A 21,409-nucleotide genomic window follows, 5' to 3' on the forward strand; every position below is an offset into this window, starting at 1 on the left:
CTCTAAGCGCTCGGTTTTTTACAGCCTTCGAGTAACTGCTGCCAAAAATCAATCCCCTTACGTCTTGCTAAGTTTATATTATGCTCAGGAATAGATTCAGGCTCGTTATAATTATCAAGTGCTTCGCTCATGCTTGCTTCGCGGATTAAATGCAAAGTAGGAAAGGGCGCTCTATTTGTGTAGTTTGCGGCATCGGTTTCATCACTGTCAGCAAATACGTAGTTAGGGTGAAAGTTAGCGATTTGATACTTCCCTTCAAAGCCTTGCGCGACTAAAAGTGCATTAGCTAAATCGACCAAGTCTAAAAAGTCTTCAAAGTCACTAAAGCCGTTGTCAAACATGATAAGTGTTGTTTCGCGCTCTGGTTCACGGTCAAGCTCAACACATTGCTCAAGCATATCCATTACAGCATCATCCATACTCGTTGCTGAGCTTACTATGTAATGAATACAGTTATTTTCTACTTCTTTTCGAGCAAACGGGCAAAAGTTATATTTAACAATAACAGATGATACCCATTCGCGGGTTTGGCTTATAGCTATGTTGGTCACGGTTTTGGCTCTAAATATTGATTAATAATGGTAAGTGTTTTTTGTATAGCACCTTGGTTTTTAGTTACGCATTGCGCAGCTTTAATACCTAAGGTTTGGCACGCTTTTGTGTTTTGGCTAAACGTTATAAGCTGCTTTGCGAGTTCGTCGTTACTATCAACCACTACAGCGCCTTTAAGTTTTATTAGCTCGGGGTAAACATGATTAAAATTGTATGTGTGTGGGCCTGTTATTACACCTACCGAAAACGCAGCGGATTCTAGTGGGTTATGCCCACCTCTGCGAATTAAGCTGCCGCCAATAAAGCTCACATTTGCAGCGCCATATAAACACTGTAACTCACCAAGCGTATCAGCAAGGAGTACTTGCTCATTATTATAGTTATTTTGGCTACGACGGCTAAAGCTAAGTGGGCTTTGTGTTAAAAGCTCTGCCACTTTGTCAAATTGCTCTGGATGGCGCGGGGCAATTATAAGTAATGCGTTCGGTTGCTTTTTTAGTAACTCTTGATGGGCTGAAAGTACCAGCTCATGTTCAACAGGATGTGTTGAGCCTGCCACCCACACAAAGCGTTCATTACTACTATAAAGTTGTTTAAGGTTGAGTACTTTGGCTAATTGCTCTTCACTTGGTGTTATATCAAATTTTATAGAGCCTGTTACATGGCTTTTTGAAGTTTCGAGACCAAGCTCTATAAAACGCTCAGCATCTGTTTTGTTATGGCTCGCAAGTACTGTAATTGAGCGCATAATAATGTGCGTTAATTTGGCTACCTTTTGATAACCCTGCTGTGACTTCTCTGAGAGCCTTGCATTGATAACAAGTACCGGTATATTTTTTTTGTGACTTATCGCCATTAAATTTGGCCATAGCTCGGTTTCTAAAATACATAATGCTTGTGGCTTAATACGCTTTAAAAACCGGGCTGTCGCAAACGGAAAATCGATTGGTAAGTAGCTACACGCCACAGTATTTTTAAACTGGTTAAGTATTTGCTCTCTGCCTGTTGGGGTATTACAGGTTATAAGTATATTTAAATTTGGATGCGCGTTTTGAAGCGCTTTAATAAGCGGCGTTGCGGCAAGTACCTCACCAACAGAAGCACAATGAAAAACTAGAGGTTTGGTTTTAGTCGTAAATAAAGACTTACTGACAAACCCAAAGCGCTCTTTAAAGTGTGCACGATAGCCTTGGTTTTTTTTACCTCGTAAAATATAGAGATAAAATACAATCAGTGGGCTAATAATAATTAATGCGAATGAGTAAAAAATGCGTGCCATACTGATCTTTCTTAAAGGGAAGTGGCGCTAGTTTACCGTGAAATAGCCGTTTTCTAAACATACTCGCAATAAAATATGGTCTGGGTTCAGTTATAACCCGATAAAATGCACACAATTAAATAAAATTATGGAATAATGGATTTAATTTTTCCCTGCTATTTCAGTTCCTAGAGGAATTTTTCATGTCAATTATCGATTCAGTGGCAACTAGCTACGTTGAAACATTAAACCGTCATCAAGCATTATTTGAAACGATGGAAGCTTATCATCAAGAATCTATGCAACTGTTAGAAGCATGCCACAGTGCATTACAAGCTGGTGGCAAGATTGTTTGGTTTGGTAACGGCGGTAGTGCAGCCGATGCGCAGCATTTAGCAGCAGAATTTGTAGTGCGTTATAAATTAGAACGTGGTCCGCTTGCCTCAATGGCATTGACGACTGACACCTCTATTTTAACAGCACACAGCAACGATTATCACTTTGATACGGTGTTTGAACGTCAAGTCCAAGCGCTATGTAAGCCAGAAGATTTAGTGATTGGTTTAACCACATCAGGTACTAGTAATAATATTAATTTAGCATTAGAAGCTGCAAATAAACTAGGCGCTTTTACAGTGGCATTAACTGGGCGTGATGGCGGTAAAGTAAAAGACATTGCTAAGTTACCTATTATTATAAAAAATGACGAAACAGCACGTATTCAAGAAGCTCACATGTTTATAGGTCACTGGTTATGTGAAGCCATGGATATGGTGGTTGCGGAGCAGCAGTAATGGATTTATCGTTATTAAAAAACTTATCAGCGGCACGAATATTAGTTGTTGGCGATGTAATGCTAGACCGCTATTGGTATGGTGATACAGGGCGTATTTCACCAGAAGCACCAGTACCTGTTGTTAAAGTAAGTAAATTTGAAGACAAAGCGGGCGGCGCAGCTAACGTTGCAAAAAATATAGCGCGGTTAGATGCAAAAGTTGGCTTACTGGGCTTAATTGGTGAAGACGAAAGCGGGCAGATTTTAGAGACTATCCTAAAAGGTGAAAAAATAAGCTCACAATTAGTCAGTGTATGTGATTTACCGACTATTTCGAAAATGCGTGTTATTAGCCGCCACCAACAACTCGTTCGTCTTGATTTAGAAGAAACATTTACCGAGCAACATAGCCAACTTTTATTAAACCGTTTAGAGCTTGTACTTGATGAATACGATTTTATTGTGTTCTCTGATTACAGCAAAGGATCTTTAAGCTTAATTAAAGAGATGGTAAGCCTTGCTAAAAGTGCGGGTAAAACAGTTTTAATCGACCCTAAATCGCCAGATTTACATTTATATGAAGGTGCTGATTATATTACACCTAATTTACATGAGTTTAAGTTAGCGGGTGGTCAAACCGATTCAGAAGAAGCTTTAGCAGCAAGTGCGCGTGATTTAATTAGCAAAAATGGCATTAAAGCCATGTTGCTTACGCGTTCTGAGCAAGGTATGTCGCTTATTAATGCAGATGAAAAATTTGATTTTGCAGCGCAAGAGCTTGAAGTAAGCGATGTAACCGGTGCCGGTGATACGGTTATAGCTACACTCGCTGTTATGCTTGGCGCGGGCATGGAACCTAAAGATGCTGTCGAAATTGCTAATTTAGCCGCAGGTATCGTTGTGAGTAAGTTTGGTGCAGCAACGGTCTCGCCAGAAGAGCTAAGCCGCAAGCTTGGTCAGTATTTACATACTACGGGTGAGCATTACCAAACCCCATTTGATGATGTACTTCAGCATATTGAATTTGCAAAACAAAACGGTGAAACCATTGTATTTACTAATGGCTGCTTTGATATTTTACATGCGGGGCATGTACGTTATTTAGCACAAGCTAAAGCACGAGGCGATAGACTCGTTGTTGGATTAAATAATGATGAATCTATTACGCGTTTAAAAGGGGCAGAACGTCCTATTAACCCGCTAGATGAGCGTGCGATGGTACTTAGCGCACTTTCATCAGTTGATTGGGTTATTCCGTTTGGTAGCTTAGATGAAAACGATACTCCCGCTAAATTAATTGAGCAAATAAGCCCTGATATTTTAGTTAAAGGTGGCGACTACACCGTAGAGCAAATAGCGGGTGCTGAGCATGTACTTCGTCATGGCGGAAAAGTTGAAGTGCTTGAGTTTTTAGATGGGTGTTCAACATCAAAAGTAATTAGTAAAATTAAACAGTAACTACTGATTTAATTAAAAAAATACAAAAAAGGGATTAAAACAGTGTTTTGATCCCTTTTTATTTTTAATAAAGTAACTTATTAAAAATTGAATTCATACTTAGCAAATGCAGAAGTATCGTTTTCAGCACCGTCATTGTTTGATGCAAATGCACCTAAAGTGACGCGCCCCCCCATAGAAAGCATTCTGTAACGTACTTCTAGCTGTTTAGAGTTAAACCCAGTTTTAGTGATGGTGTTTCCTAAGTCAGGATTGTTAGGATAACGATCGCGATTGTCACTATTATAATCAACACTGCGCAGTTTTACCTGCCAATCATTACCATTTGACAGTTGGCCTAATAAAGTTAGAACAACTGATTGTGCATCATTATCATAAGTTGAACCAATTGTACGGCCGTGGTAGCGATAACCAGATTTGTAATCTGAGTGCTCATAGTAGCAATTTTCATTTGTAGACTCTGCTGAACATGAAACACCTGTATCTATATATTCAACATTTACTAATATATTTTGATCGTATATTCGTTGTGTCGTTTGCACACCAAATAAATAAGCTCTATCGGCTGGCTTAAACTGTGAACTAGCATCTTCGCCAATCGTACTGGCATATACAGCATAAGGTTGATTAAAAAGTGTATCTGACCAACGAACGTCAATACCCGCTAGCTGATTACCAATTTTTGACTCTAATTGGCTATCGCAATTATCAGTGCCATCAATACATGCCGTTTGCCCAGTGATAACATCAATAAAGTCTCCTGCAGAGCTTGGTTGACCTTCGCCAGCCCATTGAGCAGACCAACTCACGGAAATTTCTAATTGTTGCATTGGACGAATGTTTAATCTGCTGCTCCAAAGTAAAGCATCAGGAACAACACGCGTTGATTCAAGCTTTGCCATTTGTGCAGTAAAGCCCCATTGGCCGATCCAACTTAACCATGGTGTTTCAAAAGCGGTACTTTTTTCTCGAGTAACACTAAGCGCAGGTAAAGGTTTTGCATTACCAGACATAATTAAGCTGTTATCAACACCTGGGCCCCAAAATTGTTCAACAGCACCCGCTCTAAAAATCCAGTTACCTAAGCGATATGCTAAGTAGCTGTCATCAAATGAGGTGTCGTTACAATCAGTTAAAGCTTGCACATCAGTGGCTATATCGTCAGTCGTTTTCCCATCAACTAAACATTTTTTACCATCTTTACGATAATTTACAGCTATTTTAGCCGCAAAGTTATCACCTAAATAGGAATAAGCAGCAGAAAGCTCGGTCTCTTGAGTATCAGTTGCACCAAAGCTCGTTGCTACAATAGGATCTGTCGCTGCAAATGCTGAAAATTGAACGCTATGCGAACTACTATTCTCTGATTTATAACGGTGTTTAACGCGTAATAAAGCATCCTGTAAACTTGGAGATAATTGCTCCAGCGGTATGCTTTGCACATCACTTATAAAACTCTTCCACATAAGCGGGTAGGTGGTTACAGGCGCCAAAATAACACCCGCATCAGCTAATTGTTGAATATCAGCTCTTAACCCGTAATCATCAGGCTTTACCCAGGGTTCAGCATTTACTGATGCGCTTACTGCGCAAAAAAGAGTAGAGAGAAGAAAAATTCTGTTTCGCAAAGTTCAGATCCTTGTGATTTATATTGTGGCTAAGTTTATCAATCAAAGCGGTGGAATGCAGTAAATAATCAATTTTTTGGCGTTAATTTAATGCATAAAAATGTAACCTGTCTATCGCATGAAGTATCTGATTGGTATACTACTGCTCAAATAGGAAATTGAGAATGCAATGAGCAACAAACGACTTTTATTTATTCCAGTATCATCGCCAGAAGGCATTGGTGAGTATATGCGCTCGTTGTTGTTAGCTCAAAGTTTACAGGCAGAAGTTGCTGATTCTCTCGATATTCATTTTATATTAAATAAGCATACTCCTTATGCTAAAACTTGTCCTTTTAAAACTACACTGCTCGAACACTCAGCAACTAAAGAGCTAGATTCAGTTTGCGATTTTATAACGCAATTTAAACCTGATGTCGTTGTTTTCGATTGTGCAGGGCGCGCGGGCCACATGAAAGCAGCTAAAAAGGTAGGTGCTAAAGTTATATTTATTTCTCAGCATGCTAAAAAACGTGCTAAAGGTTTAAAGCTTAACAGGGTAAATTTAATTGATGCACATTGGGTGGTTCAACCTGATTACTGTATTGAACCACTTACATGGACAGAAACTACCAAGTTAGACATGTTTTCTTTGGCGTATCCTCGTAATGTTGGGCCTTTTGTTGCATTTGCTTCTTGTGTGCAAAAGCGGGATGTTTTAAATCGCTATAATTTAGTACCGAATGGCTACTTTATTGTTAATGCGGGTTCAGGCGGCCATAGTGTAAACAACCTAAACTGCGCTGATGTATATTTTGAAGCTGCACTCAAAATAACTAAACTCACAGGCCTAAAAGGCGTTGTTGTTTTTGGTCCAAATTATAATCAAACCATTCCCAAAAGTGATGAGCTAATTTGTTTAACAAGCTTGCAAAACACTGATTTTTTAGCATTAATGAATCAAGCTAAAGTTGCATTACTGAGTGGCGGCGATACCCTACTACAAGCAATTGCCGTTAAAACACCTATTGTTGCATGTGCAATTTCTAAAGATCAAAATACACGTTTGGATCACTGTGTTAATACGGGTGTTGTAATTAAAACAAATCTTGATATAGATGAAATCACTACAAACATAGCTCAAGTTATTACCGAGCCTTTTTATAGTCAGTTTATTGATAAATATAACCAGCTTGATAATTCAAATAGTTATGATGTAATAATTAATGGTATAAAAAATATGCTTATAGGAGATCGCTTATGAATATAGTGATTGTAATTGATTCACTAGTAGGTGGTGGTGCTGAAAAAGTAATGCTTACTTTGGCTGAAAAAATGGCGAAACTACAGCACAATGTCACTATATTATCTCTTGCGAGCAACGCTGAGTATGACATCCCTGATATAGTTAAAGTTGATAGCCTTTTTCCTGATAGAGCATCTAAAGTAGATAGATTTTGGCAGCGAAAAAGCAGTATTTTGAGATTAGAAGCGTGGTTTGAAAAAAAACAAAGAGAGATTGGCAATATTGATCTAGTGCTTTCTAACCTTGATAGAAGTAATAATTTACTTGCGCCTAGTAATATCAAAAATGTTCACTTTGTTATTCATAACTCCGCCAATGCAGAGCTTGCACGTCAAAAAAAATTAGGTCCATTTTCATATTTATATCTTAAAAAAAGTAAACAAAACTTAAATGGTAAATCACTTATTTGCGTATCAAAGGGTGTTGAAAAAGAAATAACACAAGGGGATTTAATTAACCCAAGTGCAATTGCGACTATTTATAACCCGTTCGATTTTGAAAAAATAAGACAGCAAGCAAATGAGCAAAATAACAATATCCCAAATGAGCCCTACTTAATTCATGTAGGAAGGCTCGCCAAACAAAAACGCCACGATATATTATTTGCAGCATTTGCAAAGCTTGATAAAAAATACAAGTTAGTCCTTTTATGCAATAAACCTGCAAAAGCGTTAAAGCTTGCACAGCAATATGGCATAGAAAAACAGTTAGTAGTGCCTGGATTTCAACAAAACCCCTACAACTGGATTAAGCAGGCCAAAGCATTATTGCTGAGTTCTGATTTTGAAGGACTTCCAACGGTATTAATCGAGGCTTTAGCGGTGGGTACTCCGGTAGTTAGTACTAATTGTACATTTGGACCAAGCGAGATATTAACAGGCGAGCTGAGTAAATATTTAATACCCGCTGGACAAAGTGAGGCATTAGCCAATGCTGTTAAGTTGATATTAACTGACAAACCTAATCTAGAAAACGCTGAAATTCTAAAACAAGTACAGGCAGAGCAGGTCGCTCTGCAGTATTTAGCCTTGGCTAACTAAGTTAACTTATATTAGGTTAACTGATATTGGCGAGCGCTTTAGAGTAGTTGCTATGCAGAGTTTGAAAGTCATTCACTTGCCAATTAAATGACTCGTTTCGACCTTGTTCTTTTAAAAATGAGCGCTCAAGTCGTTCCATATTACTTTGTTGCCATGGTGGATTAGGTGTTTTTATTTCACCTCTATCAAAGTCGATAATATACACATCACCAGTCTCATCAAACAAAATGTTATTAATGTTTAAATCGGCGTGATACACACCTTTTGAATGAAATAGCGCGATTGTTTTAGCAATGCGTTCCAACTCATCTTCAGCCAATGGGCGTTCAATTAATATATCGAGTACACTTTTAGCGCCTTTAACAGCCTCGGTAATAATATCACCACGATAAATTAATCCGCTGCGGGTTACTTTAGCTGCAATAGGGGTGGGTACGTTTAAACCAAGCTCTAAAAGTTTACTCATTAAGCTAAACTCTTTATACACGCGGGTTTGTTCAAGCCCAGGGTATAAATATTGATCGCTTAGTAATTTACCGACTAAACCACCACGCCAATAATGCCTCAGCACGGCTGTTAATTTGTCTTGTTTAAAAAACCATGCTGTTGCTCTGCCTTTTTTAGCACCCACAATTTTATTTTGTTGTTGCCAATAATTTGCATCAAACCAATCGAGGGTAATTTGGCTTGTGTATTTAGAATGGCTTAATACAGTGTGATTGCCTTGCACGTGTTGTTTAAACATAGCTCTGCGTAATTGCTAAATAATATGTCTATATTAGCGCGTTTTAAAGCGCAGGATAAGTGCTTGCAATAGCGTGATTATAATTTAAGATCGGCTTTTGTATTTAATACCTAAGGGAATGTGTGACTCAAGCTCCTAATTATTCATCTATTTGTATATTAAGACTCTCAGCCATTGGTGACGTATGTCATGGTGTGAGTGCTGTACAAGCTATTCAAAAAGCACACCCTAATGCAAAAATCACCTGGGTTATTGGCAAAATAGAAGCCATGCTACTTGCTGACTTACCTGGTGTTGAGCTGGTGGTATTTGATAAAAAGCAAGGAAAAGCAGCACTTAAAAGCTTAAAACAACGCTTTAAAGGTCAACAGTTTGATGTGTTACTTAATATGCAAGTTGCACTAAGGGCTGGGTTTGTAGCGCGTTGTATTCCGGCAAAAGTAAAAATTGGTTTTGACTGGGCGCGCTCAAAAGAATTGCACAGTTTATTTATTAATAAACGAATAGAGCCACAAGCTCAGGCGCACGTTCTTGAAGGCTTTAAAGGTTTTGCAAAAGCCATTGGTGTTGCTGATTATAAACCGAGTTGGAACATGCCATATACCGAGCAAGACCAAGCGGTTGCAGATGAGTTACTAACATCAGAATACCTAACTAATAAACTATTAGTAATATCGCCCGCAGCTAGTAAAGCGCAGCGTAATTGGCTCGCTGATCGTTATGCCACATTGGCTGATTATGCAAGCGAGCAAGGCTTTAAGGTGGTATTGACGGGTGGTCCAACAGAGCTTGAAATTAACCTAGCAAATAGCATTATTGAGCACAGCAACACGCCTATTTTAAATCTAGTAGGTAAAACAAAACTCAAAGAGTTGTTGTGTGTGTTAAAGCGTGGCAGCTTAGTGCTTGCGCCCGACACGGGTCCTGCACATATGGCAGTAACAGTTGGTACGCCGGTTATTGGTTTATATGCACATTCAAACCCCGCACGCACGGGTCCTTACTTATATCAAGATTACGTGGTTGAGGTTTATCATCAAAATTTGCTTAAGCAAACAGGTAAAACAGCTAAGCAAGTACCGTGGGGTACGCGTGTAAAAGGCGATGATTTAATGAGCCAAATTACAGTTGATGATGTAAAAGCGATGTTTAACCATGTCGTACAAAAAGAGTCTTTGTAATGAATGTACAACAAAAAAATAAAGCACTTTTTTTAGACCGAGATGGCGTGGTAAACGTTGATCATGGTTATGTGTATCAAAGCGATAAATTTGAATTTATTGAAGGTGTTTTTAGCACCTGTAAAATATTTTACGATGCAGGCTATAAAATCATAATCGTCACTAATCAATCTGGAATTGGTCGAGGTTATTACAGCGAAGCTGATTTTTTAGCACTGACCGAGTGGATGAAAGACCAGTTTAGTGCTCACAGCATTGAAGTTATCGATGTGTATTTTTGCCCACATCACCCTAAAAAAGCGCGCCCTGAATATTTGAAAGAGTGCAGTTGTAGAAAGCCTGCGCCAGGTATGTTATTACAAGGCATACAAGAGCATAACATCGACCCTGCTTGCAGTATTATGGTGGGCGATAAACTCAGTGATATGCAGGCTGCGAAAAAAGCAGGCATAACTACACGCGTTTTAGTGCGTTCAGGGCAAAGCTTTGATGAAAGCGCTAAGCAAGAAGCTGATTTAATTATCGATTCTATAAGCAGTTTACCTGCACTTTTAAACACATAAATAAACTAAATAGACTTAGCTGTAAACTGGCAGGAATTACTTCCAGTTTAGGGCGTTTGCGACGAACTGCAAACCGTGCATTTTACCCATTAAACTTTTACAATACCCCGCATAATAAACCGCCGCGAAAGTGCGGTTGTTTACCCGTTCAAATATATGGAGAACCTAGATGAGAGCATCTGCTTTTTTTAGCCAGTTACAACAGCAAATTGAAGACGTAAAAACCGAAGGTTTGTATAAAAACGAACGTATTATTAAGTCCCAGCAGCAAGCTCAAATTGAAGTTGCATCAGGTAAAGTAATCAACTTTTGTGCTAATAACTACTTAGGTTTAGCTAATAGTCCAGAGCTAATTGAAGCGGCGCAAAATGGTTTAAATAATCATGGTTTTGGTGTGGCTTCAGTACGTTTTATTTGTGGCACGCAAGATATCCATAAAACGTTAGAGCAAAAAATCAGTGCGTTTTTAGAAACAGAGGATACGATTTTATATTCTTCATGTTTTGACGCAAATACAGGTTTGTTTGAAACTATTTTAGGCGCAGAAGACGCTATTATTTCTGATTCATTAAATCATGCATCAATTATCGACGGTGTACGTTTATGTAAAGCTAAGCGTTTTCGTTATGCAAATAACGACATGGCTGATCTTGAGAAGCAACTTATTGCAGCAGATGAAGCAGGCGCTAAAACTAAACTAATTGCTACCGATGGAGTGTTTTCTATGGACGGCGTTATTTGTAATTTAGAAGCTGTGTGCGACTTAGCCGATAAATATGATGCGCTTGTAATGGTAGATGACTCTCACGCAGTTGGCTTTGTTGGCGAAAACGGTAAGGGTACACCTGAGTACTGTAATGTATTAGACCGTATAGATATTATTACCGGTACATTAGGTAAAGCGCTAGGCGGTGCATCAGGTGGTTATACATCAGGTAAAAAAGAAATTGTTGAATGGTTACGTCAGCGTTCACGTCCATACTTGTTCTCAAACTCATTAGCGCCTTCAATTGTTACTGCATCAATTAAAGTACTTGAAATGCTTGAAAATGGCGGCGAGCTTCGCGCTAAACTTTGGTCAAACGCTAAATATTTCCGTGAGCAAATGGAAGCTGCTGGTTTTACGTGTGCAGGTAAAGATCATGCAATTATCCCTGTAATGCTTGGAGATGCCAAAGTAGCCTCGTTAATGGCTGATAAATTACTTGCTGAAGGCATTTACGTAACCGGTTTTTCATTCCCTGTAGTACCAAAAGGGCAAGCGCGTATTCGTACACAAATTTCAGCGGCGCATAGTATTGAGCAACTCGATACAGCTATTGATGCATTTACCCGTATTGGTAAAGAAATGGGCGTTATTTAATTTTATTTTAAACCGAAGCCTCGCTTCGGTTTTTTAGTTGAGTGTGGATTATGAAAGCATTATCTAAATTAAAAGCAGAACCGGGCATTTGGATGACAGATGCACCAAAGCCAGAAGTGGGTCACAACGATTTACTGATTAAAATTCGCAAAACAGCTATTTGTGGTACCGACGTACATATTTACAAGTGGGACGAGTGGGCAAGTAAAACCATTCCAACGCCTATGGTTGTTGGTCATGAATATGTTGGTGAAGTCGTTGATATGGGTCAAGAAGTTCGTGGCTTTCAGGTTGGCGACCGCGTATCTGGCGAAGGGCATATTACGTGTGGGCATTGTCGAAATTGTCGTGCTGGACGTGTACATTTATGCCGTAATACAACGGGTGTAGGTGTAAACCGTGAAGGTGCGTTTGCCGAATATTTAGTTATTCCTGCATTTAACGCATTTAAAATTCCAGATAATATTTCTGACGAACTGGCTTCTATTTTCGACCCATTTGGTAACGCAGTTCATACCGCACTATCGTTTGACTTAGTTGGCGAAGATGTACTTATCACTGGTGCAGGCCCAATTGGTATTATGGCAGCAGCTGTTGCAAAACATGTTGGTGCTCGCCACGTTGTAATTACCGACGTAAACGAATACCGCTTAGATTTAGCTCGTAAAATGGGGGCTTCACGCGCTGTAAACGTGGCAAGCGAAAAACTTGAAGATGTAATGAAAGAGCTAGGTATGACAGAGGGCTTTGATATTGGCCTTGAAATGTCAGGTGTGCCAAGTGCTTTTAATTCAATGCTTAATAACATGAACCACGGCGGCAAAATTGCCATGCTAGGTATTCCACCATCAGATATGGCGGTTGACTGGAACCAAGTTATTTTTAAAGGCTTAGTGATTAAAGGTATTTACGGTCGCGAAATGTTCGAAACGTGGTACAAAATGGCAAGTTTGATTCAATCTGGTCTTGATTTAAACCCAATCATTACTCATCAATATTCTGTGGATGACTTCCAAGCTGGCTTTGATATGATGATTTCAGGTCAGTCAGGTAAAGTAATTTTAAACTGGGACTAGTTTAAACTTATTTTACGAGAAGGGCGGCTTTAGCCGCCTTTTTTATACTATTAATTAAAGAGACTTCAATGGCATTTAAACATATTTCTATAGCGCAAACGTTAGAACTTTTAGATAAAGAAGACGTTGTAATTGCAGATATTCGCGATCCTAATTCGTATCAAGCAGGTCATATCCCAGGTTCTGAGGCACTTTCTAACGGTAATATTGCCCAGTTTATGATGGAAAAAGAATTCGATCAGCCAATTATAATTGTGTGCTACCACGGTATGAGCTCTCAAGGCGCAGCTAGCTACTTAGTTGAGCAAGGTTTTGAAGACGTTTACAGTATGGATGGCGGCTTTACAGCTTGGGAAGCTGCTTACAGCGAGAAAGTAGAGCGATGATAGAGCTTGGCAGTTTAAATAACCCGCGCGCCGCACAGGGCTTTATAGATTATTTAAAAAGCCAAGGTTTAGATGCAAAGATACACTCGGCAGATGGCAGTAATGTCATTATTAGTGTGACTGAGGAGGACTTTCATCAAGTTCAGCCGTTATGGGCTGAATTTACACAAAACCCTAATCATGAAAAATACCTACAAGCATCTTGGGATGTAGGCAGTACGCAATCGCCGCTTAAATATCAAGGGCAATCGCTCAATCTAATAGCCCGTTTTAAAGCGCTCAGCTGGTTAAATCAAACCGTAAGTATTGTAAGCGTAATAATTTATTTTGCTTTTTTACTAGGTGGTTTTGAGACCATTTACACCATGATGCAGTTTAAACCTACGCAGCCTTTAAGTTGGTTAACGCCTGCGTTCGTACATTTTAGCGCGATGCATATAGTGTTTAACTTGATTTGGTGGATGTCGCTTGGTGACAATATTGAAAAACAATGTGGAAAACTAAGCTTAATAGGCTTATTTTTAGTGACTGCACTTATTAGTAATTGGGCACAATATTTAATGGTTGGTCCCAACTTTGGTGGCCTAAGCGGTGTGGTATATGGGTTACTTGGTTTTTGTTGGATTCATAGTTTTTTAAATCCTAATAAACCTGCGCTGGTCAGTACCGCAATTATTGGCTTTATGTTGATTTGGCTAATACTTGGTTTTGCAGATGTATTGTTTGTTGGTATGGCTAATTGGGCGCACTTAGGTGGGTTAGTTAGCGGCATGGCTTTTGCCTATACCGCCAAAATATTTAACGTAAAACGCTAGCCGTTAAATATTAATGATATAAATATTTAGTGAACAAGACTTCACGGATGATCTCTTGTCCTGTTTCTTCTTTTAACAGACTTTTTAGTTTTTCGGCGCACTTTGCACGTATTTCTTCTCGACCAGTAAGTGATTTTATTTTCTCTTCAGACTCCTTTGAAAATATTTCTACTAAGGCATCGCGCAGTAAAGGGGTGTGGTGCTCTACTATTGCAATATCTGAAGTGTCATTAAGCATTAAATCTATAGTTACGCGCACATAGCCCATTTTTTTACTTGATGGGCCAATATAGTTAGTAATTATATCTGGCTCAAAACCAAAATAACCAACTGTGGATTCAGCTCGAGCTGTAAAGCTTATAACGCTCACAAAGAATGTAAAAAGACCTGCGTATACTATTTTTTTCATATTTAAAGCGTTTCTAAAAACCTGTTGTAAATAGTTTATACCCAATGGTGTGTAATAAACAGCGCCAAGCAGTTATTTATCTTAGTTATTTATGGCAGTAAATCATCACTTTTTCAAATGCATTGGCAATGTTATTATTGTTCCGGTTTTTATTTAATTGAGCAATTGTGGCTACTTTTCCTATTTCTTTGTCTGCCAACTGGCAACATACTTCACAAGTGAGTGGCTTAACAGCGACTGAGCGTGATTGGCTATTTGAGCCTCATTCATTAACGGCTAAATTAAAAAGTCGATCGCAAAAATTCTCTGTAAAAGTACTTAGTGAGCAAACGTTTGATTTATCGGTTGAGCAACAAAAATTACTTAGTTGCACAGCCGTATCGGCACTAAATAGAGAAGTAATTTTGTTATGTGATGATAAGCCAATGGTCTACGCACAAAGTTGGCTACCCGACAATAAACGACAAGATAAATCGTATAATCCTCTGCTTAACATGGGAGAGCGACCTCTTGGTGATGTTATTTTTCAAGATCCTCAATTAGTGCGCACTGGTATAGAAGTAGCATGTTTTAACAGCGAGCATTCATTGCAGCAGTTGGTGTCTCAATTAAATTTATCTAAACAAAACTTACTAGGTCGTCGAAGTGTGTTTTCGCTACGAGATTATAAGTTTTTAGTGTGTGAAGTCTTTTTACCCGGGGCGTATTTGTACTCATGAGATTAGCTACTTTAAAGCCAAAACATATTCCTTACTACGTACAGCTAATGCGTATAGATAAGCCTATAGGTACCTTGTTATTACTTTGGCCAACATATTGGGCTTTGTGGCTTGCTAATAGCGGAATGCCTAGTTTGCTAAACTTTATCGTATTTACATTCGGTGTGATTGTTATGCGAAGCGCAGGGTGCGTAATTAATGACTTTGCAGATAGGAAAATAGATGGCTCGGTAAAGCGGACTGCTCAGCGGCCGCTTGCTTCAGGGCAGGTTTGCAGTGGTGAAGCACTTAGCCTATTTTTACTGCTAATTGTTATAGCATTTATTTTAGTATTAATGCTGAGCGTTAATACTATTTTGCTTTCTTTTGGGGCGTTGGCCTTAGCCTTTTGTTATCCCTTTATGAAGCGCTATACTCAATTACCTCAAGTTGTTTTAGGAGCTGCATTTAGTTGGGCTATTCCAATGGCGTATATGGCTTCAATTAATGGTTTACCATCGCAAGCATGGCTATTATTTATAGCTAATATTTGTTGGACAGTTGCCTACGATACGATGTATGCCATGGTTGATAGGGATGACGATTTAAAAATAGGGGTAAAATCAACTGCTATTTTATTTGGTAAATACGACCGCCACATTATCTTTTTACTTAATGCCGTATTTATAGCACTGGTTGCTTTTATTGGTATAAGTAATCATTTAGGCGTTGCATTTGGCATTGGTTTGAGTGTTGCAGCTGGTTTATTATTCTACCAACAAATACTTATTCATAAACGAGAGAGGGACGCCTGCTTTAAAGCATTTTTAAATAATCATTATGTGGGTTTGGCTATTTTTATGGGATTATTATTTTCATACCCAATGGCATTTTAAAAGCCACAATAAAGGCTGTTAAAATGCACTATTTAGAGCTACCTGGGCGGATCAATAATCCCACTAATTGAAGCGTTTTTTCTAAACCATCCAGCAATAGAGTAGCGCTCATCAACTGCGGGAAGTACTTCGTGAGCAAAGCGCTCGCTTTCAAACATAACTAATGTACCAGCCGTTGGTTTAATCGTTATTTCTACTTCTTTACTTTTAGGTTTATAAATAACAAGTTCGCCACCATGCTCTGGTGTATTTAAATAAAGCACCGTTGTAAATACACGATTAGATCGACCTTTAAATGCATCTAAGTGCTTTTTGTAAAAGTCCCCCTGCGTATATTTTGCATAATGACATTCGTAATCAAATAGACCCATAAAAAAGCTACGATTTAACGTGGTTTTTATACTTTGCATTATTGCTTGATAAGTAAGCTGTGCTTGAGAACTGCCATCAAACCAATAAGTTTTGTCAGTACGAATAGTTTTATCTATTTGTAAGTTATTTAATCGACCAATACCGGCAAGGCTAAAGTGGGGGTTTATACGGTGACAATCTGCAACTAAATCGTTAACTAAATCGGCAATAAGCGCGTTATGAATTACGGTGTAACCTTGGCGTTCTATATCATCTAAATAGACATCAGGACCAAAAAGTGTGTTCATCCACATCAGCTGTTTAAAAAAGGTGCGACAGTGTAGCCGAAAAGCGATTTAAAGCTACTGTTTATTACGCCGCACTTTTTAAAATATTGGATTAGCTAAATGTAGCTCCCGCTTTCTTTATAAGCGATAGTAAATGCTCTACATGTTCAGTAATAGAGGTTTGCTGGCTTGTTTGTACTACGAGTTGTTCGTGGTTTAAATCTTTATTTGTTTTCAGTTGCACGAGTTCAGGATTTTCTGCGATTGTGTTTGCATGTTCAATGCTTGCAATAGCAAAATGATCTGATTTAACTACGCCAGCCATTACTTGCTCAATACTGCCCACTTTAATACTTGATGATTTATTTAAAGAATCAATAGCTTCATTAAGCATGGTTTGCACTTGTTTCGATTGAGAGAAGCAGCCAAACATAGGATAGCTATCAAGGTTTTGCTTACTTATATCGTTTTTATGTGCGAGAGGGTGATTTTTTGAAACAAATAATACAAGCTGATCTGGTAAGTGAATATCACTGCCAATACTATTAATCGCTTGAGAGTATACACTTATGTCTATTTCACCTTGTTGGAGTCTGCGTGTTAGCTCTTGTTGATCTTGTAATTGCATTTCAATTTTTATATGAGGATATTGAGCTAAAAACTGCCCACAAGAAATAGGTACTATGCTGCTTGCCTTATTGGTATAGCCAATAACCAGCTTTTCGTTAGCATTACCGTTTACTGATTGAAAAATCCGTTTTTTCGTTAGCTCAAGTTCCGATAGAGTCGTTTTAGCATATTCAAGAAAAAGTTCGCCTTCTGGCGTTAATTTAACTGAACGTGTTGAGCGTTTAACTAATTCATATCCCATTTCATTTTCAAGTGTTTGAATGCTGCGCGTTAGCGCTGAAGTACTGATTTGGGTTTGTTCAGCTGCTTGTCTAAAGTGACGTAACACTCCAAGTGCTACAAATTGCTCTAATTGTTCAAATCTCACTTTATAGTCCTTTTTTATAAGTAAGTCGCAGATACAGCGGACATCAAATATATTAATTTTTATTCTAAAGTTTAGTAAAATTTTATATTGAAATATATTTTCAAGTTCATACATGTTTCCAGCAGGATACCCCCCTTTTAGTATTAATTAAAGAAAAAAGCGACCAAATAGTATTACTTTTTTACTTGAAGACTAGCTGTTTATTGCTCTTTATCGACATTTTTGCAATTGACTATTTTGATAAAGTTATTCTTAGTCAATAGGTTAATTGGATAGTTGGAGTCTTATTGTTCTAATTAATAAAAAAGTATGCCCCAAAATGGGGCATGCATATAAGATTATTGTGACAAATAATAGGGAGGCGATAAATACAGATTTATTTCACAAAATTCCGGCTAATTCTATTGCTTAATGGTTTGTTTTCAATGCTTTGTAGTTCTATTTCAATTGCATCGCAGGAAATATGTATTTCAAATAAAGACGTTAATAACGATAGACTTAAGCAAGCTAAACTAACACCAAATAAAATAATGCCCGTGGTATTAAATTCAATAAATAAAGCAAACATTGAAAATGTACACAGTAAAAAAGAGGCGACTCCGTATACTTGCATTGTTCTAATTAGCTTAATGCGTTTACGTAAATTAGTGATTTGAGCCACTACAACAGGGCGAATAGATTCACCCTCGCGCGTATTTAACTCCCTAATTAATTGCGCTAAAACTAAAAATCGGTTTGTATAGGCTAGCAATAACAGCGATATGGCCGGAAAAAGTAGGCCCGGGGTTGTAAGTGTCATGTTTATTCCTTAAAAGTGCAGCATGCTAGTAATCTAGCGCAGGATATTGTTAACACAAAATAAATGAGGTGAATATTGCAAAATATTAATAATAAAAACTCAACAGATAGCTCTTTTCAATGGGTTACAATTTATAAAGCCGAAAACACCCTTGAAGCCAATATTATTAAAGGTTTAATACAAACCAGTGGCATTGAATGCAAAATAAAAGGTGAGATGCTCCAAGGCGCAATGGGAGAAATTCCATTTGATCAAACACAAGTTAGTGTGCAGGTTTATGCGATAAAAGAGCGCCATGCGCGACAAATATTGGTAAACTATCAACAAGTAAAACAATCCGCTCCAGATTGGGTATGCCCTAACTGTAATGAGCATAATGGATCAACATTCGATTTTTGTTGGTCGTGTGAGACGTTAAAGAATGACTAAAGCAAATAATTTTCAGCGTATTAGAGAGCTTAACTATTTACAGAAAGCCGTTTTAGCGAGTGCTTTAATAGAGCGAATGCTGCCAAATTACGGTTTATTTAGCGAAGCAACGGGATTTGGTGACGAAACTTTATTACGTAGTTCGCTTAATGTTTGTTGGGAAAAAATATTACTGCCTAAAAGTAAAATAGATCTCGAAAAACAAGTTGAAAAAATAGAACCAAATGTTCCTGAACTTGCTGATTTTGATATGTTTGGTACTTACCCTGCTATTGATGCTGCAACGTCTTTACTTAGCTTAATGCACGGTTTAATGGCGCAAGATGAGCAAGAGTTTATTAGTGTCAGTAAAATATCTCAAGCAACAGTGGCTCGATTTATTGAATATCAAATGACGGTTGAAGGTGAGGTTGCAGATAACACAGCGGTTAGAGAGCACCCACTAATGCAATACGAAATTGAAGTATTAGGTGAGCTAATTAATTTTGTAGAAAATATGGGGCGTATCACCTCTGATAGCGTAAAAACACTTAAAAAGTTTGCCCTAGAAGATGGCCAAACAAATATTGGCCTTACGTTATAAAAGTAGCAAAGTAGAATTTTAAAGGCAGGAGAAGTACAGTGCGAATTTTAGGCATTGAGTCGTCATGTGATGAAACAGGTATTGCAATATACGATGACGAAAAAGGCTTGTTAGCTCATCAATTATACAGCCAAGTAAAAGTACACGCTGATTACGGCGGTGTAGTGCCAGAACTTGCATCGCGCGATCATGTTCGTAAAACATTACCACTTATAGATGCAGCATTTGCACAAGCAGGTTGTTGCCCAGAAGACTTAGATGGCATTGCTTATACTGCAGGCCCAGGTTTAGTTGGTGCATTATTGGTAGGTACGTCTATTGGTCGCTCATTAGCATACGGCTGGGATATACCTGCCGTAGCAGTACATCACATGGAAGGGCATTTACTTGCTCCGATGCTTGAAGAGAATATTCCTGAGTTTCCGTTTATTGCATTGCTTGTATCGGGCGGTCATACCATGATGGTTAAAGTAGCGGGTATTGGTCAATACGAAGTATTGGGTGAGTCAGTTGATGATGCCGCAGGCGAGGCCTTTGACAAAACAGCTAAGTTACTTGGTCTTGATTACCCCGGTGGTCCGCGCTTAGCTAAAATGGCCGAACAAGGGGTCGCTAAGCGTTTTGTATTTCCTCGCCCTATGACCGATAAGCCAGGTCTTGATTTTAGTTTTAGTGGTTTAAAAACAGCGGCATCAATCACGATTCGTGAAAATGACGACGACGATCAAACCAAAGCTGATATAGCGCATGCATTTCAAACGGCGGTTATTGATACGCTCGTTATTAAGTGTAAGCGTGCGCTTAAACAAACAGGTATTAAGCGTTTAGTAATCGCCGGTGGCGTAAGTGCAAATACACAACTACGTTTACAGCTTGAACGCGTAATGAAAGGAATGAAAGGTGAAGTCTTTTATCCACGTACTGAATTTTGTACCGACAACGGTGCTATGATTGCGTATGCTGGAATGCAACGTTTAAAAGCAGGGCAATTTGCCACGCTTGATATGAAAACAAAACCTCGTTGGCCAATAGATAGCCTTGAGCCGATTTAACTGCTCATATTTTAAAGATGTTTATTTTCATCAGTGGGTGCTTTTTTAGCGCCCACTTTTGGTTCGTCCCCACTAAATAGTCTAATAACATTAGTACGATGACGAAATATAATTAACAGTGTAATAAAAGCAACAGGAAGTGTATAAAGTGGTTTTATCAGCCATGTATATACAGGCGCTAAGGAGACTGCTACAAGCGCTGCCAGCGATGAATAGCGTGTTATTGCCACAATAACTAACCAAGTACACACAAGTAAACCAGCCAATGATAAGCCAATAGGTAATAATGAGCCAAATGCCGTTGCTACGGCTTTACCGCCTTTGAAGCTAAAAAACAGTGGGTACATATGACCTAAACAAGCAGCTACTGCAACTAAACCAAGCTCTAAAGGTTCAACTTCTAAAAAATAAGCCCCCCATACAGGAATAGTGCCTTTTAAAATATCAAATACTAAAACTAAGCAAGCCGGAAATGCTCCGCCTAATCTATAAACATTTGTAGCGCCTGGGTTGTTAGAACCACTATTACGAGGGTCGGGGAGTTTGAACAACCGCGACACTAAAATAGCCGACGAAATCGACCCAAGTAAATAAGCTAAAACAAACATTATAGTGGCTAACACACGCTTCCTTATTTTTTAATTGCTATACCAATTGATAGTGCTTTTAGGCTATTATTGGCAGCAAAATTTATCGTAAAAATTATTAACAGGCTATTTAATAGCTAGTTTAGTTATTTTGCTATTGTAGAAGTTATTTTTACATATTTAAACACTGGCTAAA

Annotated in this window: 24 protein-coding genes; 15 read left to right on the top strand and 9 right to left on the bottom strand. The window is 38.5% G+C overall.

Annotated elements, in window-relative coordinates:
- Positions 1-2: 2 nt before the first annotated feature.
- Together EU510_RS14650 and waaA are read right to left on the bottom strand one after the other, a co-directional pair.
- Positions 3-551, bottom strand: coding sequence for a DUF1415 domain-containing protein (locus tag EU510_RS14650; RefSeq protein ID WP_149594102.1), 549 nt, complete (start codon positions 549-551; stop codon positions 3-5).
- A complete protein-coding gene (gene waaA, locus EU510_RS14655; RefSeq protein WP_149594103.1) occupies positions 548-1,831 on the bottom strand; it encodes a lipid IV(A) 3-deoxy-D-manno-octulosonic acid transferase in 1,284 nt (427 codons plus the stop codon). The genes EU510_RS14650 and waaA overlap by 4 nt, the downstream gene beginning before the upstream one ends.
- A 182-nt stretch (positions 1,832-2,013) precedes the next feature.
- Between waaA and EU510_RS14660 the strand changes: the two genes are divergently transcribed.
- Together EU510_RS14660 and hldE are read left to right on the top strand one after the other, a co-directional pair.
- The gene (locus EU510_RS14660; RefSeq protein ID WP_002961065.1) at positions 2,014-2,604 is read left to right on the top strand and encodes an SIS domain-containing protein; all 591 of its coding nucleotides are present in this window, start codon (positions 2,014-2,016) and stop codon (positions 2,602-2,604) included.
- Positions 2,604-4,043: a bifunctional D-glycero-beta-D-manno-heptose-7-phosphate kinase/D-glycero-beta-D-manno-heptose 1-phosphate adenylyltransferase HldE gene (hldE, locus tag EU510_RS14665; RefSeq protein ID WP_149594104.1), complete on the top strand. Its 1,440-nt coding sequence runs from the start codon at positions 2,604-2,606 to the stop codon at positions 4,041-4,043. Before EU510_RS14660 ends, hldE begins: the two co-directional genes overlap by 1 nt.
- Positions 4,044-4,123: 80 nt before the next feature.
- Here the strand turns inward: hldE and EU510_RS14670 are convergent, their stop codons facing one another.
- Complete coding sequence (locus EU510_RS14670) at positions 4,124-5,671, bottom strand: capsule assembly Wzi family protein (protein ID WP_149594105.1); 1,548 nt, start codon at positions 5,669-5,671, stop codon at positions 4,124-4,126.
- A 169-nt stretch (positions 5,672-5,840) separates the two neighbouring features.
- Between EU510_RS14670 and EU510_RS14675 the strand changes: the two genes are divergently transcribed.
- Together EU510_RS14675 and EU510_RS14680 are read left to right on the top strand one after the other, a co-directional pair.
- Positions 5,841-6,914 carry a glycosyltransferase family 1 protein gene (locus EU510_RS14675; RefSeq protein ID WP_149594106.1) on the top strand — a complete coding sequence of 358 codons (1,074 nt, stop codon included), beginning with the start codon at positions 5,841-5,843 and terminating at the stop codon, positions 6,912-6,914.
- On the top strand, positions 6,911-7,996 hold the full coding sequence (locus EU510_RS14680) for a glycosyltransferase (RefSeq protein ID WP_149594107.1): 1,086 nt from the start codon (positions 6,911-6,913) through the stop codon (positions 7,994-7,996). The genes EU510_RS14675 and EU510_RS14680 overlap by 4 nt, the downstream gene beginning before the upstream one ends.
- A 16-nt stretch (positions 7,997-8,012) precedes the next feature.
- On the opposite strand, the gene EU510_RS14685 is transcribed toward EU510_RS14680, so the two are convergent.
- A complete protein-coding gene (locus EU510_RS14685) occupies positions 8,013-8,741 on the bottom strand; it encodes a 3-deoxy-D-manno-octulosonic acid kinase (RefSeq protein ID WP_149594108.1) in 729 nt (242 codons plus the stop codon).
- A gap of 122 nt (positions 8,742-8,863) precedes the next feature.
- Here EU510_RS14685 and EU510_RS14690 point away from each other — a divergent pair, with 122 nt between their 5' ends.
- From EU510_RS14690 to glpG, 6 genes are all read left to right on the top strand, one after another.
- On the top strand, positions 8,864-9,922 hold the full coding sequence (locus EU510_RS14690) for a glycosyltransferase family 9 protein (protein WP_149594109.1): 1,059 nt from the start codon (positions 8,864-8,866) through the stop codon (positions 9,920-9,922).
- A complete protein-coding gene (gene gmhB, locus EU510_RS14695; protein WP_149594110.1) occupies positions 9,922-10,485 on the top strand; it encodes a D-glycero-beta-D-manno-heptose 1,7-bisphosphate 7-phosphatase in 564 nt (187 codons plus the stop codon). The genes EU510_RS14690 and gmhB overlap by 1 nt, the downstream gene beginning before the upstream one ends.
- A 169-nt stretch (positions 10,486-10,654) precedes the next feature.
- Entirely contained in the window at positions 10,655-11,848 is a 1,194-nt protein-coding gene (locus EU510_RS14700; protein ID WP_149594111.1) for a glycine C-acetyltransferase, read from the top strand.
- A gap of 50 nt (positions 11,849-11,898) precedes the next feature.
- Complete coding sequence (tdh, locus tag EU510_RS14705; protein WP_149594112.1) at positions 11,899-12,924, top strand: L-threonine 3-dehydrogenase; 1,026 nt, start codon at positions 11,899-11,901, stop codon at positions 12,922-12,924.
- A 68-nt stretch (positions 12,925-12,992) separates the two neighbouring features.
- A complete protein-coding gene (gene glpE / locus EU510_RS14710; RefSeq protein ID WP_077537084.1) occupies positions 12,993-13,310 on the top strand; it encodes a thiosulfate sulfurtransferase GlpE in 318 nt (105 codons plus the stop codon).
- Entirely contained in the window at positions 13,307-14,125 is an 819-nt protein-coding gene (glpG, locus tag EU510_RS14715; protein ID WP_149594113.1) for a rhomboid family intramembrane serine protease GlpG, read from the top strand. Before glpE ends, glpG begins: the two co-directional genes overlap by 4 nt.
- 10 nt (positions 14,126-14,135) lie before the next feature.
- Here the strand turns inward: glpG and EU510_RS14720 are convergent, their stop codons facing one another.
- A complete protein-coding gene (locus tag EU510_RS14720; protein ID WP_149594114.1) occupies positions 14,136-14,534 on the bottom strand; it encodes a flagellar basal body-associated protein FliL in 399 nt (132 codons plus the stop codon).
- A gap of 167 nt (positions 14,535-14,701) precedes the next feature.
- On the opposite strand from EU510_RS14720, the gene EU510_RS14725 reads away from it, so the two are divergent.
- Entirely contained in the window at positions 14,702-15,253 is a 552-nt protein-coding gene (locus tag EU510_RS14725; protein ID WP_149594115.1) for a chorismate--pyruvate lyase family protein, read from the top strand.
- Positions 15,250-16,128, top strand: coding sequence for a 4-hydroxybenzoate octaprenyltransferase (ubiA, locus tag EU510_RS14730; RefSeq protein ID WP_149594116.1), 879 nt, complete (start codon positions 15,250-15,252; stop codon positions 16,126-16,128). Before EU510_RS14725 ends, ubiA begins: the two co-directional genes overlap by 4 nt.
- Before the next feature lie 38 nt (positions 16,129-16,166).
- On the opposite strand, the gene EU510_RS14735 is transcribed toward ubiA, so the two are convergent.
- From EU510_RS14735 to EU510_RS14745, 3 genes are all read right to left on the bottom strand, one after another.
- Positions 16,167-16,787: a 2OG-Fe(II) oxygenase gene (locus EU510_RS14735; protein WP_149594117.1), complete on the bottom strand. Its 621-nt coding sequence runs from the start codon at positions 16,785-16,787 to the stop codon at positions 16,167-16,169.
- Positions 16,788-16,878: 91 nt separating this feature from the next.
- Positions 16,879-17,763, bottom strand: a complete 885-nt coding sequence (locus EU510_RS14740) for a LysR substrate-binding domain-containing protein (protein WP_149594118.1) — start codon at positions 17,761-17,763, stop codon at positions 16,879-16,881.
- 376 nt (positions 17,764-18,139) lie between these two features.
- Complete coding sequence (locus EU510_RS14745; protein ID WP_010554403.1) at positions 18,140-18,562, bottom strand: DUF2721 domain-containing protein; 423 nt, start codon at positions 18,560-18,562, stop codon at positions 18,140-18,142.
- A gap of 75 nt (positions 18,563-18,637) precedes the next feature.
- On the opposite strand from EU510_RS14745, the gene EU510_RS14750 reads away from it, so the two are divergent.
- From EU510_RS14750 to tsaD, 3 genes are read left to right on the top strand one after another with little or no spacing between them, the layout of a single operon-like run.
- On the top strand, positions 18,638-18,991 hold the full coding sequence (locus EU510_RS14750; RefSeq protein WP_149594119.1) for a DUF2007 domain-containing protein: 354 nt from the start codon (positions 18,638-18,640) through the stop codon (positions 18,989-18,991).
- Positions 18,984-19,574, top strand: coding sequence for a YjaG family protein (locus EU510_RS14755; protein WP_149594120.1), 591 nt, complete (start codon positions 18,984-18,986; stop codon positions 19,572-19,574). The genes EU510_RS14750 and EU510_RS14755 overlap by 8 nt, the downstream gene beginning before the upstream one ends.
- Positions 19,575-19,612: 38 nt before the next feature.
- On the top strand, positions 19,613-20,626 hold the full coding sequence (gene tsaD / locus EU510_RS14760) for a tRNA (adenosine(37)-N6)-threonylcarbamoyltransferase complex transferase subunit TsaD (protein WP_149594121.1): 1,014 nt from the start codon (positions 19,613-19,615) through the stop codon (positions 20,624-20,626).
- An 11-nt stretch (positions 20,627-20,637) separates the two neighbouring features.
- Here the strand turns inward: tsaD and plsY are convergent, their stop codons facing one another.
- Positions 20,638-21,249 (bottom strand): glycerol-3-phosphate 1-O-acyltransferase PlsY, encoded by a 612-nt coding sequence (plsY, locus tag EU510_RS14765; protein WP_149594122.1) that lies wholly within the window; start codon positions 21,247-21,249, stop codon positions 20,638-20,640.
- Between the last annotated feature and the right edge of the window lie 160 nt (positions 21,250-21,409).

Origin of the sequence: Pseudoalteromonas sp. FUC4, assembly GCF_008370255.1 — a bacterium.
In the GTDB taxonomy this organism is placed as follows: domain Bacteria; phylum Pseudomonadota; class Gammaproteobacteria; order Enterobacterales; family Alteromonadaceae; genus Pseudoalteromonas.